General features: G+C 43.4%; 9 protein-coding genes. 8 read left to right on the forward strand and 1 reads right to left on the reverse strand.

Annotated elements, in window-relative coordinates; all coding sequences use genetic code 11:
- The first annotated feature begins 311 nt into the window (after positions 1–311).
- From BM278_RS09855 to ptsP, 6 genes are all read left to right on the forward strand, one after another.
- Positions 312–2,720, forward strand: coding sequence for a GGDEF domain-containing phosphodiesterase (locus BM278_RS09855; protein ID WP_090949370.1), 2,409 nt, complete (start codon positions 312–314; stop codon positions 2,718–2,720).
- Between the two features lie 290 nt (positions 2,721–3,010).
- Complete coding sequence (locus BM278_RS09860) at positions 3,011–4,159, forward strand: cation:proton antiporter (RefSeq protein ID WP_090949372.1); 1,149 nt, start codon at positions 3,011–3,013, stop codon at positions 4,157–4,159.
- Between the two features lie 185 nt (positions 4,160–4,344).
- Positions 4,345–5,202 carry a glucose PTS transporter transcription antiterminator GlcT gene (gene glcT, locus BM278_RS09865; protein ID WP_090949373.1) on the forward strand — a complete coding sequence of 286 codons (858 nt, stop codon included), beginning with the start codon at positions 4,345–4,347 and terminating at the stop codon, positions 5,200–5,202.
- Between the two features lie 270 nt (positions 5,203–5,472).
- Positions 5,473–7,515, forward strand: coding sequence for a glucose-specific PTS transporter subunit IIBC (gene ptsG / locus BM278_RS09870; RefSeq protein ID WP_090949375.1), 2,043 nt, complete (start codon positions 5,473–5,475; stop codon positions 7,513–7,515).
- A 100-nt stretch (positions 7,516–7,615) separates the two neighbouring features.
- Complete coding sequence (locus tag BM278_RS09875) at positions 7,616–7,882, forward strand: phosphocarrier protein HPr (protein WP_090949376.1); 267 nt, start codon at positions 7,616–7,618, stop codon at positions 7,880–7,882.
- The gene (gene ptsP / locus BM278_RS09880) at positions 7,882–9,603 is read left to right on the forward strand and encodes a phosphoenolpyruvate--protein phosphotransferase (protein ID WP_090949378.1); all 1,722 of its coding nucleotides are present in this window, start codon (positions 7,882–7,884) and stop codon (positions 9,601–9,603) included. The genes BM278_RS09875 and ptsP overlap by 1 nt, the downstream gene beginning before the upstream one ends.
- A gap of 77 nt (positions 9,604–9,680) precedes the next feature.
- Here the strand turns inward: ptsP and BM278_RS18345 are convergent, their stop codons facing one another.
- On the reverse strand, positions 9,681–9,998 hold the full coding sequence (locus BM278_RS18345; protein WP_143093436.1) for a hypothetical protein: 318 nt from the start codon (positions 9,996–9,998) through the stop codon (positions 9,681–9,683).
- Between the two features lie 393 nt (positions 9,999–10,391).
- Here BM278_RS18345 and BM278_RS09890 point away from each other — a divergent pair, with 393 nt between their 5' ends.
- Both BM278_RS09890 and BM278_RS09895 read left to right on the forward strand, forming a co-directional pair.
- Positions 10,392–12,365 (forward strand): methyl-accepting chemotaxis protein, encoded by a 1,974-nt coding sequence (locus BM278_RS09890; RefSeq protein WP_090949381.1) that lies wholly within the window; start codon positions 10,392–10,394, stop codon positions 12,363–12,365.
- A gap of 286 nt (positions 12,366–12,651) precedes the next feature.
- Positions 12,652–15,510 carry a 2-oxoglutarate dehydrogenase E1 component gene (locus BM278_RS09895; protein ID WP_090949383.1) on the forward strand — a complete coding sequence of 953 codons (2,859 nt, stop codon included), beginning with the start codon at positions 12,652–12,654 and terminating at the stop codon, positions 15,508–15,510.
- The last annotated feature ends 9 nt before the right edge of the window (positions 15,511–15,519 follow it).

A 15,519-nucleotide genomic window follows, 5' to 3' on the forward strand; every position in this document is an offset into this window, starting at 1 on the left:
AAAAAATACAATAAACTTACTTTTAGTAACTAAAGGGATCGTTATCATCATAAATTTATCTTTTGCTTTTGTCAATTTTTTAAACAAAGATGTTTTTTGCCTTTATCGCGTTTTAAAAAAACTGATGCGGCAATCTGACGGTGTGCTTTTCCCGAAATTTAGTGGAAAAACGTATTAACGATACAAGCTTTTTTGCCGAAAAAATAAGTGAAAGGGCATATTGATTCGAGTTAAGCGACAATTCGCGTAATAACATCGATAATCGATATTGATAAATCGCTGTTATTTTATTGCATAAAGGGATGAACAAGATGACTCGAAATCGATTTCTTTATGACATCGTTGTTGATGAGCAGCTGTTGTTTACGATTATGAATGAGCTATTCGATGTAGTGTTTTTAATGAAAGTAGAATCAGGACCTAGGTTTCGTTATGTTCGCGTTAGTTCTCATGCGCTTTATTTAGCGAATTTGACCGAAGAGGATATCGGAAAATGCATCGAGGATGTTTATCCAAAGGAAATTGCTGCGTATTTAAACAAACAATATCGAAAAGCGTTTGAAACGAGAAAGATTGTTACATATCGCGATCAAGTGAACGTAAAAGGCGAATTGCGAATTGCTGAGTCGATGATTGTTCCTACGTTTAAAGAGGACGGAACGATTCCATATATGATTTGTTTTACTCGGGATATTACAGAACAAATTGCGCGGGAAAAACAGCTTGAGGAAATTCATCAGCTGTTTCATTCGTTTCTTGAACAGTCGCACGATGCGATCGTGATGTTTGATTTAGCTGGACGGGTTTTGCGGGTTAACCGTGAAGTAGAACGGCTGTTGGGCTGGAGCGAGAAGGAAGTAGTTACAAAAAAAATCGCTGATTTTTTGCCGGGGGATCATGCCGCGTTGCAGCAAAGCTTGCAGAAGCTCGGCCGTGGCCAAAGTTTGACATCTGTTCACTTGTCGCTGATACGAAAAGATGGGAAAAAAGTGTATGTATCCGCAAATGTTACTCCGATTTTCGGAAAGGATGGCACAGTAGTTGCGGGATTGTCGATGCTTCGCGATATCACCGATTTTGTCCAAGTGCAGGAGCAGCTGCAACAAAGCGAGGAATTGTACCGGAAAGTGATCGAGTTTTTGCCTGATCCTATTATCATTCAAGTCGATGGGGCGATTCACTACATGAACCCGGCCGGACTGGAAATGGTAAAGGCCGAACAGATGGACTTTGTAAAAGGGAAAAGGCTAAGCGATTTTCTCGAAAAACGCGAACAGCAGGAAAATGAATGGATATTAACATCGTTATGCGGGGAACAAAAAGAAGTCGACGTGAAAGAGACTCCCATTGATTACTATGGACAAAGCGCGCAATTTCTTATTATCCGCGATCTATCGGAGCAAAAGAGCAAAGAGAAAAAAATTGAATTTATGGCACAATATGATCCTCTTACGGTGCTTCCAAACCGTAATTATTTAAGGGAAAAACTGAATGAACTGCTGTTTCGGCATACTAATATCGCTGTGCTGTTAATCGACATTAATCGTTTTCAGTTTATTAATGATTTTCTTGGTCATGCAAATGGTGACGAACTTCTAAAAGAATTGGCGCGGCGGTTGAAACAAATACAGTCAGAACAAGTGTTTTTGGCGAGAATTGGCGATGATGAGTTTGCGGTTGTTTGTACATATCAAAAACAAGAAGAAGTGAACTGGCTGCTAAAAAAACTTGATCGTTTGCTTAATGAGCCGTATTACATTGCTGGAGAAAAGCTAAATGTCACGGTGAATATCGGGGTAAGCTATGCGCATGATGCGGATCGTTCGGTCGAAACGTTGCTAAATAATGCGGGAAAAGCGGTTTATTATGCGAAAACGAACGGCGTCCATCGTGTTGTCCAATATCAATCGAAATTACATGATATTTTCGTGAAGCGGATTCGTTTAGAAAACGATTTGCAAACAGCACTTGAAAATAACGAATTTTCACTTTATTACCAGCCGAAGGTAAACGTTCAGACAGGCGCGGTCAGCGTTGAAGCGCTGATCCGCTGGAAGCATCCGCAGTTAGGCATGGTAAGCCCGGCAGAATTTATTCCAATCGCCGAAGAAACAAATATGATTGAGAAAATCGGAAAATGGGTGCTCCAGCAATCATGCGATGATTTGAAAAGTTTACATAAAAGCGGATTTTCTGCGCTGAAAATGGCCGTTAATTTGTCGGCAAGGCAATTTATTGACAGATCGCTAAAAGCTACGGTGTCGGATATTTTAACGAGCGCGGGCGTTCCGCCATCAGCGTTTGTTTTCGAAATTACGGAAACAACGATTATGAAAGAGCCGAATGAAGTGATTCGTATTTTACAAGCGCTAAAAGAGCAAGGAATTATGATTGCCATCGATGATTTTGGCGTCAGCTATTCTTCCCTCAATTACTTAAATCGTTTCCCGATTGATGCGGTGAAAATAGATCGTTCGTTTATCCGCGATTTTCACGAAAATCGAAAAGGGGCGGAAATTGTGGAGGCAATTATCTCGCTTGCGCACCGATTAAATTTAAGCGTGACGGCCGAAGGAGTAGAGACAGAGGAACAAGTCCGCTTTTTGCTGGAAAAAGGCTGTGATGAGATGCAAGGATATTATTTTAGTCGTCCCGTGCCGTTAGAACAATTGCCAAGTGTATTGATGAAACTGCAGTCATCTGTTAAAAAATGGAAATAATATATTGCTTCCTTTACGTTACCGCGAGTAGGAATGGTGCAATCAGAATAAGTATATATGTGCAATTTAATATATATTCTAAAAAATTTTACTGCTTGTTTTACGATGGTGTTCGTTGCAGCTGTTTACGAAGTGCATTGATCGATTCCACAACACATCGATGGCGTAATCCTATGAAAAGAGAGGAAACGGGCTATTCCGTTTCCTCTTTTTTATTAAAAATGAAACCTTTTGCATACGCTAGACGTAGTTCTATAAGAATAATGAATATAAATAAGGAGGAGTGGGAAATGTTAATTGTCCAACTGGCAGCTATTTTATTTGCTGCAAAAATCGCGGGGGATATCAGTGTCCGTTTAGGACAGCCGGCTGTGCTTGGAAAGCTGTTGATCGGCATCGTGCTTGGCCCGAGCGTATTAGGGATTGTGGAAGATACGGACATTTTAAAAGAAATAAGCCAGATCGGCGTTATTTTATTAATGTTTATCGCAGGTTTGGAAACGGATATCGATCAATTTAAGCGCACGGGAAAAGCGGCTACATATGTCGGGGTGCTTGGAATCGTCGTTCCGTTGGCGCTTGGATATGTAGCGGGAATGGCGATCGGCTTATCAATGGAAAAGGCTGTATTTCTCGGACTGTTGCTGTCAGCGACAAGCGTCAGCATCTCGGTGCAGGCGCTGAAAGAAATGGACCAACTAAAGTCGAAGGAAGGCTCTGCGATATTGGGCGCTGCGGTCATTGATGATATTCTCGTCATCATCGCGCTCGCATTTTTAATGAGCTTAACCGGCAGCGATGTTCATCTTGGCACTGTCATTTTGAAAAAAATCATTTTCTTCGCTGTTGCGATTTTATTGGCGTGGAAAGTCGTGCCGTTTGTGCTTCGGCTATTTGCACCGTTGCGCGTATCAGAGTCCGTTATTTCCGCGGCGTTAATTATTTGTTTTGCGTTCGCGTATTTTGCAGAGGCGGCGGGAGTGGCGGCGATTATCGGCGCGTATATCGCTGGATTGGCCGTAAGTTTTACAAATTATAAGCAGGAAGTGTTTGAAAAAGTAGAAACGATTGGATACTCCATTTTTGTACCGGTCTTTTTTACTTCCATCGGGGTAGCCGTCGAATTTTCCGGTGCGCTAAAGCACGTTTGGTTAATGCTCGGGTTAAGCGTGTTAGCTGTATTAACAAAACTGGTCGGTGCCGCGTTGGGAGCAAAACTGGCCGGATTTTCTTGGAATAGTTCTTTTGCAGTTGGAGCAGGAATGGTTTCGCGCGGTGAAGTGGCGCTAATTATTGCTGGAATTGGATTGGAAACCGGATTGCTAACTTCTGATTTGTTCGCTGTGCTCGTTGTCGTCGTCCTTGTGACAACGATTGTGACACCGCCGTTATTAAAGGCGATTTTTAAAGGGAAGCAAGTCACGAGACAAGCAGCATAACGAAAAATAATGGAGGCTTGAGCCTCCATTATTTTTGTTTTTGTAACATGCTTTCATCGTAGTGGGAAAAAAGAGAGACGAAATTTATATATTCAGGAAAAGTCAATATTTATTCATTGACGATTTATCGATCGTTGCGTAAGATGATAAGTATTGCAAACGTTTTATTAAAGGAGTGGGGCTTTGTGACGGAGTCCTTTCGGGTGGAAAAAGTGCTGAATAATAACGTGTTAATCGCTTCACATCCAACGTACGATGAAGTAGTTTTGCTTGGAAAAGGGATCGGGTTCGGGAAGAAAAAAGGGGATTATATCGAGCAAAGTGCTGTTGAAAAATGCTTCATTTTAAAAAATGAGCGGGAACAGGAACAATACAAAAAATTGCTGCCGGAGCTTGATGAAGAATTTATCGGGCTGATGAACGAAGTGATCCAGCATATTAAACAGCGGGTTGGCGCTCCGCTAAACGAGCATATTCACGTCGCGTTGACTGATCATATTTCGTTTACGCTGAAGCGGTTGGAAAAAGGGCTTGATTTGAAAAACCCGTTCTTGGTGGAAACGAAAAGCTTATATCCGTTAGAATATGAAATTGCGTGTGAAGTCGTCGATATGATTAACCGAAGATTAGGGGTCGAGCTGCCGGAAGGGGAAGCCGGGTTTATCGCGCTGCATATTCATAGCGCGATTTCGAAACATAGCCTTTCTGAAGTAAATCAACATTCCCAACTTATCGCCAAGCTCGTTCAAATTGTCGAACAACAGCTTCATATTGCGATTGATCGCGACAGCATCCATTATTTGCGGTTTATTCGCCATTTGCGTTACGCTATTGAACGTATAAAAAAAGGGGAAAAAGTCGAAGAACCGAAAAAATTGTCGAAAATCTTGAAAGACGCATACCCGCTATGTTATAATCTTGCGTGGAAGTTGATAAAAGTGATGCAACAAACGTTACAAATGCCGGTAGACGAAGCAGAAGCGGTATATTTGACAATGCATCTGCAAAGACTTGCCAAAAAGGAATCCGAAACAACCAAATAAAGTTGTCTCTCTTTACGTGTTACTGATTCGATCAGGCATGAGTAAAGAAGACAAAATGGAACGGACAAGGGGAATTTTTTCTTTTACCCCTTGTTGTAAGCGTTCTATTTTTGTCGTTCTTTGCTCATGCCTTTCGTTTTTTATTTGCATGTTGTTCATTATGATATGGGAACGCTATTTTTTCACGACAGCCGCGAGAGAATTTTCTCGTTTGTTGTACATGAACGTAACGTTTGTTGCAAAACTTATAGAGAGAAGGAGGGCATAAAAATGAAACGAATATTTGGTACGCTGCAAAAAGTCGGTAAAGCGCTCATGCTGCCTGTTGCGATTTTGCCGGCGGCGGGGATTTTGCTCGCTTTTGGCAACGCGTTGAAAAATCCGGCATTGACGGATAAAATTCCGGCGTTGAAAGCACATTGGGTTGTGCTTGTTTCCAATGTCATGGAACAGGCGGGCGGCATCGTGTTTTCGAACCTTTCGCTCCTTTTTGCCGTCGGGGTGGCGATTGGGCTGGCAGGCGGCGATGGTGTTGCCGGGCTTGCTGCGATTATCGGCTATTTAATTATGAATATCACGATGAGCGTGATATTAGGCGTTACTCCGGATATGATCGGCGACAACCCGGCATTTGCGAATATATTAGGGATTCCGACGTTGCAAACTGGGGTATTCGGCGGCATTATTGTCGGTATATTAGCCGCTTATATGTACAATAAGTATTTCAACATTGAATTGCCGCAATATCTTGGCTTTTTTGCCGGAAAACGTTTCGTGCCTATCATTACGGCAGCTTCTGCCGTTCTGTTCGGAATTATCATGACATGGGTATGGCCGCCGATTCAACATGGGTTAAACGCGTTTTCGCATAATATGATTGATGCCAATAAAACGCTCGCAGCATTTATTTTCGGGGTCATTGAGCGTGCGCTCATTCCGTTTGGATTGCATCATATTTTCTATGCGCCGTTTTGGTTTGAATTTGGCGAATATGTCAACAAAGCAGGACAAGTGGTGCATGGCGACCAAAAAATCTTTTTCGAACAATTAAAAGATGGAGTGGCATTGACTGCGGGAACGTTTATGACAGGAAAATTCCCATTTATGATGTTCGGCCTTCCGGCGGCGGCGCTTGCGATTTATCATGAAGCGCGTCCGGAAAACAAAAAAGTCGTTGCCGGCATTATGGGATCAGCGGCGCTAACATCGTTTTTGACAGGGATTACAGAACCGATTGAATTTTCGTTCTTGTTCGTTGCGCCAGCGCTATTTGCGATTCATACGATTTTTGCGGGATTATCTTTTATGATTATGCATCTGTTAAACGTAAAAATCGGAATGACTTTCTCCGGTGGGGTTATTGACTTCTTGCTATTTGGCGTATTACCGAACCGGACAGCATGGTGGCTCGTCATTCCGGTCGGATTAGCGTTTGCGGTCATTTATTACTTCGGCTTCCGCTTTGCGATTCGCAAATGGGATTTGGCGACACCAGGCCGCGAAAAAGCGACAGAAGAAGCGCCTACGGCGAAAGCAGAGGGAGACGACCTCCCGTACGAAGTGTTGGCGGCGCTTGGCGGCAAAGAAAATATCGCTCATTTAGACGCGTGCATCACACGTTTGCGCGTTTCCGTCAATGATATTAAAGAAGTCGATAAAGATCGATTGAAAGCGTTAGGAGCAGCAGGAGTGCTTGAAGTTGGAAACAATGTCCAAGCGATTTTCGGTCCAAAATCCGACATATTAAAAGGACAAATTAAAGATATTATGGAAGGCCGCGCACCGGCACGGGCACAAGCAGAAAAGCAGGAAGAAACAAAAGAAGCAAATGAACCAAAAGAAGCGAAAGAAGTGAAAACAGAAACGATTGCTTCGCCGTTAACAGGAGAAGTTGTTCCGCTTTCTGAAGTGCCTGATCAAGTGTTTTCGCAAAAAATGATGGGTGACGGTTTTGCGATTATGCCAACAGATGGAACGGTGGTTTCTCCTGTAGATGGGAAAATTGTGAATGTATTTCCGACAAAACACGCGATCGGAATTGAGTCTGTTGGTGGGCATGAAATTTTAATTCATTTCGGTATTGATACGGTGAAATTGAACGGCCAAGGTTTTACCGCACTCGTACAACAAGGGGACGAAGTGAAAAAAGGCCAACCGATTTTAAACGTAGATTTAGAATACGTGAAAAATAACGCTCCTTCTATTGTAACGCCGATTATTTTCACGAACTTGCAGCCGAATGAGGCAATTCATGTGAAAAAACAAGGAGCGGTGACAAAAGGAGAAGATCATATCGCGGAAATTCGTCAATAAAGTGAATTTTTCTTGTAAATTTGCTTTTGCTAATTGAATATTGTTGTTATTATTTGATATGATGACAAACGAAAATATAAGGAAAAGGGGAATGACGACGATGGCTGAGAAAGTGTTCAAAGTAACTTCGGAATCTGGAATTCATGCGCGCCCTGCAACAATACTTGTACAAACGGCAAGCAAATTCAACAGCGACATCAATTTAGAATACAATGGGAAAACGGTAAACTTAAAATCGATTATGGGCGTTATGTCATTAGGAATCCCAAAAGGCGCTCAAATTAAAATTACGGCGGAAGGGGCAGATGCAGCAGACGCGATGGCAGCATTGACGGAAACATTAACTAAGGAAGGCCTTGCGCAGTAATGACAAAGACAATTCAAGGAATTGCTGCATCGAGCGGTATCGCCATTGCGAAGGCGTACCGCTTAGAAACCCCTAATTTCGTTGTAGAGAAAAAAGCCGTTTCCGATCCGCAAGCGGAGGTTGCACGTTTCGAAGCAGCGGTAGCAAAAGCGAAAGAAGAACTGGAAGACATCAAACAACATGCTTTGCAACAATTAGGGGAAGATAAAGCTGCGATTTTTGCTGCACACCTGCTTGTATTAAATGATCCGGAATTATTAAATCCGGTCAAAGAAAAAATTGAAGCGGAGCAAGTGAACGCGGAATACGCATTGCATGAAACGGCGGAGATGTTCGTTTCCATGTTCGAAGCGATGGACAATGAGTATATGAAAGAACGCGCTGCCGATATTCGCGATGTGACAAAGCGGGTGCTTGCTCATTTGCTTGGAGTCGCGATTTCTAACCCAAGCCTTATTTCCGAAGAAGTTGTGGTTATTGCTGAAGATTTAACTCCATCCGATACAGCCCAATTAAATCGCCAATATGTAAAAGGCTTCGCCACCGATATCGGAGGACGCACATCCCATTCGGCGATCATGGCGAGATCCATGGAAATTCCAGCGGTTGTCGGCACGAAACAAGCGACAGCAGAAATTCAAACTGGTGATGTCGTGATTATCGACGGATTGGACGGTAATGTCATTGTTAATCCGTCGGAAGATGTGCTCGCGCAATATGAAGAAAAGCGCGCCCGCTATGAAGCGCAAAAGGCGGAATGGGCAAAGCTCGTTCATGAAAAAACGGTGACGAGCGATGGACATCATGTGGAACTGGCCGCCAACATCGGCACGCCAGATGATGTCAAAGGAGCGCTCGAAAACGGTGCGGAAGGAATCGGTTTGTACCGTACGGAATTTTTGTACATGGGACGTTCTGAACTGCCGACAGAAGAAGAACAGTTTGAAGCGTATAAAACGGTGCTTGAGCGCATGGAAGGAAAACCGGTTGTTGTGCGTACGCTTGACATCGGCGGCGATAAAGAACTTCCGTATTTAGATTTACCGAAAGAAATGAACCCATTTTTAGGGTTCCGCGCGATTCGCCTTTGTTTAGAAATGCAGGATATGTTCCGCACGCAGCTTCGCGCTTTATTGCGAGCGAGCGTATACGGGAATTTGAAAATTATGTTCCCGATGATCGCCACGCTTGATGAGTTTCGCCAAGCAAAAGCGATTCTTTTCGAAGAAAAAGAAAAATTGCAGCGCGATGGCGTGCCGGTAAAAGAAGACATTGAAGTCGGCATGATGGTGGAAATTCCAGCGGCAGCGGTACTTGCTGATCAATTTGCGAAAGAAGTGGATTTCTTTAGCATCGGCACAAATGATTTAATTCAATATACAATGGCTGCCGACCGCATGAACGAACGAGTCTCTTATCTTTACCAGCCGTATCATCCAGCCATTTTGCGCCTTATTAGCAATGTGATCGATGCGGCGCATAAAGAAGGAAAATGGGCTGGAATGTGCGGTGAAATGGCGGGCGATCCTGTAGCGATTCCGATTTTGCTCGGTTTAGGATTGGACGAGTTTAGCATGAGCGCAACTTCCATTTTGCGCGCGCGTTCGCAAATGAAAAAATTATCCAAAGGAGACGCAGCGCGCTTTAAAGAAACGCTGCTGTCTATGAGCACAGCGGAAGAAGTTGTTACGTTTGTGAAACAAACGTTCCATATAGAATAAAGAATAATCAGCGGTGGAATACAGATTCCACCGCTGATTTGCTTCAGCATAGACTCATCATAACGAGCCGACGTGCTCTACGGGAATGCTAAAGCGATCGTTTTTTCCGCAAGAAGTGCCTGAATGCCACCACATTCCGTCATTTCTCTAATGTACATGTTGATTTTACCAAGTGCAAGTGCAGCGCCTAAATGGGATGAGGGCCGGCAATCATCGGATGCAGCCAGAGTACCGCCAACACGGCCGCCTATTTCCACATAAAGTGCTCCTTCAAAACATGATTGGCGAGTTTCTCTTCGTTCCACTATGATCGGATAGAAATAGCGGCGGAAACTTTCTTGTTGAACGCGAATTAATTGCGAAAAATCGTTTTTCGTGTAATTGCGTATGATCACTTTTGGCGGAGCATCGCCGTTTATACAATTCTTTTCATACCTCTTTGTCCTCCTTTTTATGAATGGTTACCTAAAATCATGTAGGGGTTATCTAAAGTATGGCAATAAAAAATACTTTATTTTCTTATTTTTCTAAAATTTATGTTTGTGTTCGTTCGGATTTTTTCCTCCAAAAGTGAATAAACGGTTCCTCTCGATGTAAGCGGCGCATATTTTTGGGAATGACGCTGATCGTTTGCAAAATATATCTCGCAACCGCTTTTTCACCGCTTGTTCATAAATTATTTAATTATGAGAAGCTGCTCCTATAGACGGAAAATAATGATAAATTTTATAATAAATAAAACAAGATTCGACAAAAAATGAGAATGCGCAAAGGAGAGAAATGGAGACGTGTTCAAAACATTAAAGGCAAAACTTATCGTATTTATGGCGTTGTTAATGGTTGCTTCATTAGTGATCACTCAAATTGTCGGGGTCGTCGAAACGAAAAAAGCGATCCAAAAAGATGTCGAAAAACGCGCGCAAACAATTGTAAAAGGCGTAGTCAGGGATATTCGCAACAGCTTCCAAAGCGAGGAAAATAGTTTGCTACAAATTAGTGAATCCTCGGTCGTAGCGAAAATGGTTAAAGATAGTAAAACATGGCCGGAACTTGACAAAGAATTTCACACATTTTTAAAAATCCATGAAAATGTGCAGCTTGCTTATATTGGCACAGCCGACAAAAAAATGTATACAACGCCGGCAATGCAGCTGCCTGATGGATATGATCCGACATCTCGTTCATGGTATAAAAAAGCGGAAGCAAATCCAGATGAAATCATTTGGACAAAGCCTTATGTCGATGAGATAACAGGAAAGAATATCGTTACATTGGCAAAAGCGGTAACCGCGAACGGGCGTGTCGTCGCTGTGATTGGGCTGGACATGACGTTAGATGCTGTCACAAAAATTGTCAATGATAGCGATGTTGGGTATGATGGCTATCCCGTTTTGATTGATCAAAGCGGAATCGCTATTGTCCACCCAAAATATAAAGGGAAAGATATGTCAGACAACCCAAGCGTCAAGCGCATGTTAGCGAATAAAAGCGGTTTCTATACATATACATCCGAAAATGAAAAACGGGTTATGTATTTTGACACTATCCCTGAGCTAGGATGGAAGGTTGGCGTTGTATATAAAGAGAAAGATTTGCTTGCCATTAGCCACTCGCTCGCTTCTAAAATGTTCACAATTGCAGCTATCGCAATATTGATTGGCATCGTTATCATTTATTTCCTTTCCCGCTCGATCGTCAAACCGGTAGTTGCGCTCCAACAACAAACTGAAAAAGTTGCGCAAGGCGATTTAACGGTACAGGTGCAAGTGAAATCAAAGGACGAAATTGGGCAATTAGCTAATCATTTCAATTATATGACTTCGCAAGTGCGGGAGATTATTCGCCAAATAAATGAATCGGTAGCCGAACTGGCCGCTTCCGCCGATCACTTGCGTTCTGTTTCTGAGGAAACGATGGCGACGAGCGAGCAAGTTGCAGGCGCCATTAACGATATCGCGAAAGGCGCGACGGAGCAAGCTGGCGATTTAGATACGATCAACGAACGGACGGCAGCGCTTTCGCAACAAATTGAAACCGTTACGCAAGCAGCAACCAATATGCAAACGTTATCGAATGAGACAAAAGAAGCAAGTTATAACGGACTGGAAAACTTAAATGTGCTGCAATTAAAATCGGATGAGGCGAAAAAAGAGCTGTACGCAGTGGAAAAAGTGATGAACGACTTAGTCGAAAAAATGAAAAAAATCGATGAAGTCATTCAAACGATTACAGCGATTTCTGGGCAAACGAATTTGCTTGCTTTAAACGCCAGCATCGAAGCAGCAAGAGCGGGAGAACATGGAAAAGGATTTGCCGTTGTCGCCGAAGAAGTGCGTAAGTTAGCGGAGCAATCGGCAAACGCAACGGATCTCATTCGTCAGACGATCGCGATGATTCAACAGCAAGTCGACCTTGCGATGCAGGCGCTTAGCCATTCTAAAGATATGTACGAACAGCAGCAACAAGCTGTCCATACAACTGGCGATTCGTTTTTCAAAATTGCGACAATGATGGAAGAATTAACGACCGCGATTGCTAATATTACAGATGAAGCAAGCCGGATGAACGAAAGCAAAGATGGCGTGATTGAGGCAATGCAAAGCATTTCAGCGATCGCGCAACAATCTGCCGCCGCTGCGGAGGAAGTCGCGGCATCGGCTGATAATCAATTGCAAGCATTAAGTACGGTGACGGAATCGGCGGAAAAATTAAGTGAGATGGGACGACAGTTGCAAAAGTTGGTAGAAAAATTTAAACTATAGTCTTGTATTTTCTGCGGCATGCATGACATCGCCGCTTTTTTCTTATGTTTTGTTTTAAAACTTTATTTAAAAAAATAAGTATTATATGACGATTTTTAGTTTTTAATCATCGATTTTAATGAATAATAGTGCTAAAATATAGATTGAAAACGTTTATAACGTTATTTCTTTGTTTGTTTGGGAACAATGGATGGCGAGCGATATGCTCCGCTTCGTAGTTTTGCTATATGCGCGGAGCAGGCTCGACTATTCCCAAATGAATGAAAATAGTTGGAGGTCTTTCAAAATGGCAAAGCAAACGATGAGCTACGCAGAACCATGGAGTCAGTTTTATGGTCCGAACCTTGGATACGTGATGGAAATGTATGAGCAGTATCTAGAGGATCCGGACAGCGTAGACCCCGAATTGAAGCAGTTATTTGAACAGTGGGGGGCGCCGACAACGGAAACAGAACGGTTTGAGTATAGCGAAAGCGCCGCCAAAACTCATCAAACGTTCCGTCTTCCTGAGAATCCGACGATATTTAGCAAACTCGTCGCTGCTGTAAAACTAGCTGACAACATTCGTCATTACGGTCATCTCGCTGCGGATGTCAACCCATTAAACAACCAAAATAAAGATACGCGCCGCATCGAGTTAAGCGAATTTGACTTAACGGAAGAAGATTTAAAAGAAATTCCGGTTCCGTTTATTTGCCCGCACGCACCTTCGCATGTCCGTAATGGATTGGATGCAATTAATCATTTACGGAAAATATATACAGATAAAATTGCTTTTGAATTTTCGCAAGTACATAACTTAGAAGAAAAAAACTGGTTAATTAAGGAAATTGAATCAGGGGCATATTACCCAAGTTTATCGAATGAAGAAAAGGTAGCGTTGCTTCGTCGCCTTACGGAAGTGGAAGGATTTGAAAAGTTTCTTCATCGCACGTTTGTCGGACAAAAGCGTTTTTCCATCGAAGGATTGGATTCGATGGTTCCGCTGTTGGACGAACTTGTCCGCCATTCCATTGAAAATGAAGTGAAAGCGATTAATATCGGCATGGCGCACCGCGGACGCTTAAACGTGCTCGCCCACGTTCTCGGCAAGCCGTATGAAATGATTTTTGCTGAGTTCCAACATGCGGAAAGCAAGGATTTCATCCCGTCGGAAGGATCAGTAGCAATCACATACGGATGGACAGGAGACGTAAAATACCATTTGGGAGCAGCACGCCGCTTGCGCAACAAAAATGAGCATACGATGAGAATTACGTTGGCGAACAACCCGAGCCATCTGGAAGTCGTCAGCCCAGTTGTTTTAGGGTTTACGCGCGCTGCACAAGAGGATCGCTCGAAAGCGGGCGTACCATCTCAAGACACGGATTCGTCGTTCGCCATTATGATTCACGGGGACGCGGCGTTTCCTGGGCAAGGAATTGTGGCGGAAACATTGAATTTAAGCCGTCTGCGTGGATATCAGACAGGTGGATCGATTCATATTATTGCAAACAATATGATCGGCTTCACAACAGAAAGTTATGATTCTCGTTCCACGAAATACGCGTCTGACATCGCAAAAGGCTATGAAATACCGATTGTGCATGTGAACGCCGACGATCCGGAAGCGTGTTTGGCAGCGGCAAACCTTGCGTTTAAATACCGCCAGCGCTTCAAAAAAGATTTTGTGATCGATTTAATTGGCTACCGCCGCTTCGGTCATAACGAAATGGATGAGCCGATGGCGACAAACCCAACAATGTATAACATCATTCAACAGCATCCAACAGTTCGCCAGCTTTATGCGCAAAAGTTGATAGAAAAAGGAATTGTTACAAAAGAAGCGGTAGAAGAAATGGAACGGGCAGTTGCCGAGCGGTTGAAAATCGCATACGAAAAAGTTCCGAAAGACGAGTCAAAACTTGATTTTATCATGGATCCGCCGAAGCCGGTGGCAAGAAAATTTCCATTTGTAAAAACGGCTGTAGAAAAAGACGTATTGCGCCGGTTGAATGGAGAGTTATTGCAGTTTCCTTCTAATTTCCATGTGTTTAATAAGCTAGAACGCATTTTAAAACGCCGCGACGGCGTGTTTGACGGCAAAGGGAAAATTGACTGGGCGCATGCGGAAATTCTCGCTTTCGCGACGATTTTGCGCGATGGTGTTCCAATCCGGCTTACCGGCCAAGATTCGCAGCGCGGTACGTTTGCCCAACGCCATCTTGTGTTGCATGATGTGAAAACAGGCGAAGAATTTGTGCCGCTTCATCATATTAGTGAAGCGAACGCCTCGTTTGTTGTTTACAATAGCCCGCTGACGGAAGCGGCAGTGCTTGGCTATGAATACGGATATAACGTCTTTGCGCCGGAAACGCTCGTTTTATGGGAAGCGCAATTCGGCGATTTCGCGAATATGGCGCAAGTGATGTTTGACCAGTTTATTTCGTCTGGACGGGCGAAATGGGGGCAAAAATCCGGCCTTGTCATGTTGCTTCCGCACGGGTATGAAGGGCAAGGTCCAGAACATTCGAGCGGCCGCTTAGAACGGTTTTTGCAATTAGCGGCGGAAAATAACTGGACGGTAGCGAACTTATCCACATCTGCACAATATTTCCATATTTTGCGTCGGCAAGCTAGCATTTTGCAATGGGAGGAAGTGCGCCCGTTAGTGCTGATGACGCCGAAAAGCTTGTTGCGGCATCCGCTAGCTGCTTCGGATGTGGAAGAGTTTACGAACGGCCAATTCCACCCTGTGCTTGAACAAAAAGGGCTTGGCGAAAACCGCGAGAAAGTGGAAAGAATCATTTTATGCACTGGAAAGTTGGCGATTGATTTAGAGGAACAAATCAATAAAATGGAAGGATTAGATTGGCTCCATGTCGTGCGCATTGAAGAATTGTACCCATTCCCGAAAGAAGAATTGCAAGCGATTTTAGCGCGCTATCCGAACGTAAAGGAAATCGTATGGGTTCAAGAAGAACCGCAAAACATGGGAAGCTGGTGTTATGTCGAACCGAAATTGCGTGAAATCGCTCCAGATGGGGTAGATGTAAGTTACATCGGAAGACGCAGACGGGCGAGCCCTGCAGAAGGCGATCCTGTCGTTCATAAAAAAGAGCAAGAGCGTATCATTCAATGTGCATTAACGAAAAAAGAACAATAATTGCAAGAT

Origin of the sequence: Parageobacillus thermantarcticus, from assembly GCF_900111865.1 — a bacterium.
Classification (GTDB): domain Bacteria; phylum Bacillota; class Bacilli; order Bacillales; family Anoxybacillaceae; genus Parageobacillus; species Parageobacillus thermantarcticus.

Coding starts and splice junctions, on each gene's coding strand:
- ptsG (WP_090949375.1), top strand. CDS start 5,473: ATGAAACGAATATTTGGTACGCTGCAAAAAGTCGGTAAAGCGCTCATG.
- BM278_RS09860 (WP_090949372.1), top strand. CDS start 3,011: ATGTTAATTGTCCAACTGGCAGCTATTTTATTTGCTGCAAAAATCGCG.
- BM278_RS09895 (WP_090949383.1), top strand. CDS start 12,652: ATGGCAAAGCAAACGATGAGCTACGCAGAACCATGGAGTCAGTTTTAT.
- BM278_RS09875 (WP_090949376.1), top strand. CDS start 7,616: ATGGCTGAGAAAGTGTTCAAAGTAACTTCGGAATCTGGAATTCATGCG.
- ptsP (WP_090949378.1), top strand. CDS start 7,882: ATGACAAAGACAATTCAAGGAATTGCTGCATCGAGCGGTATCGCCATT.
- BM278_RS09855 (WP_090949370.1), top strand. CDS start 312: ATGACTCGAAATCGATTTCTTTATGACATCGTTGTTGATGAGCAGCTG.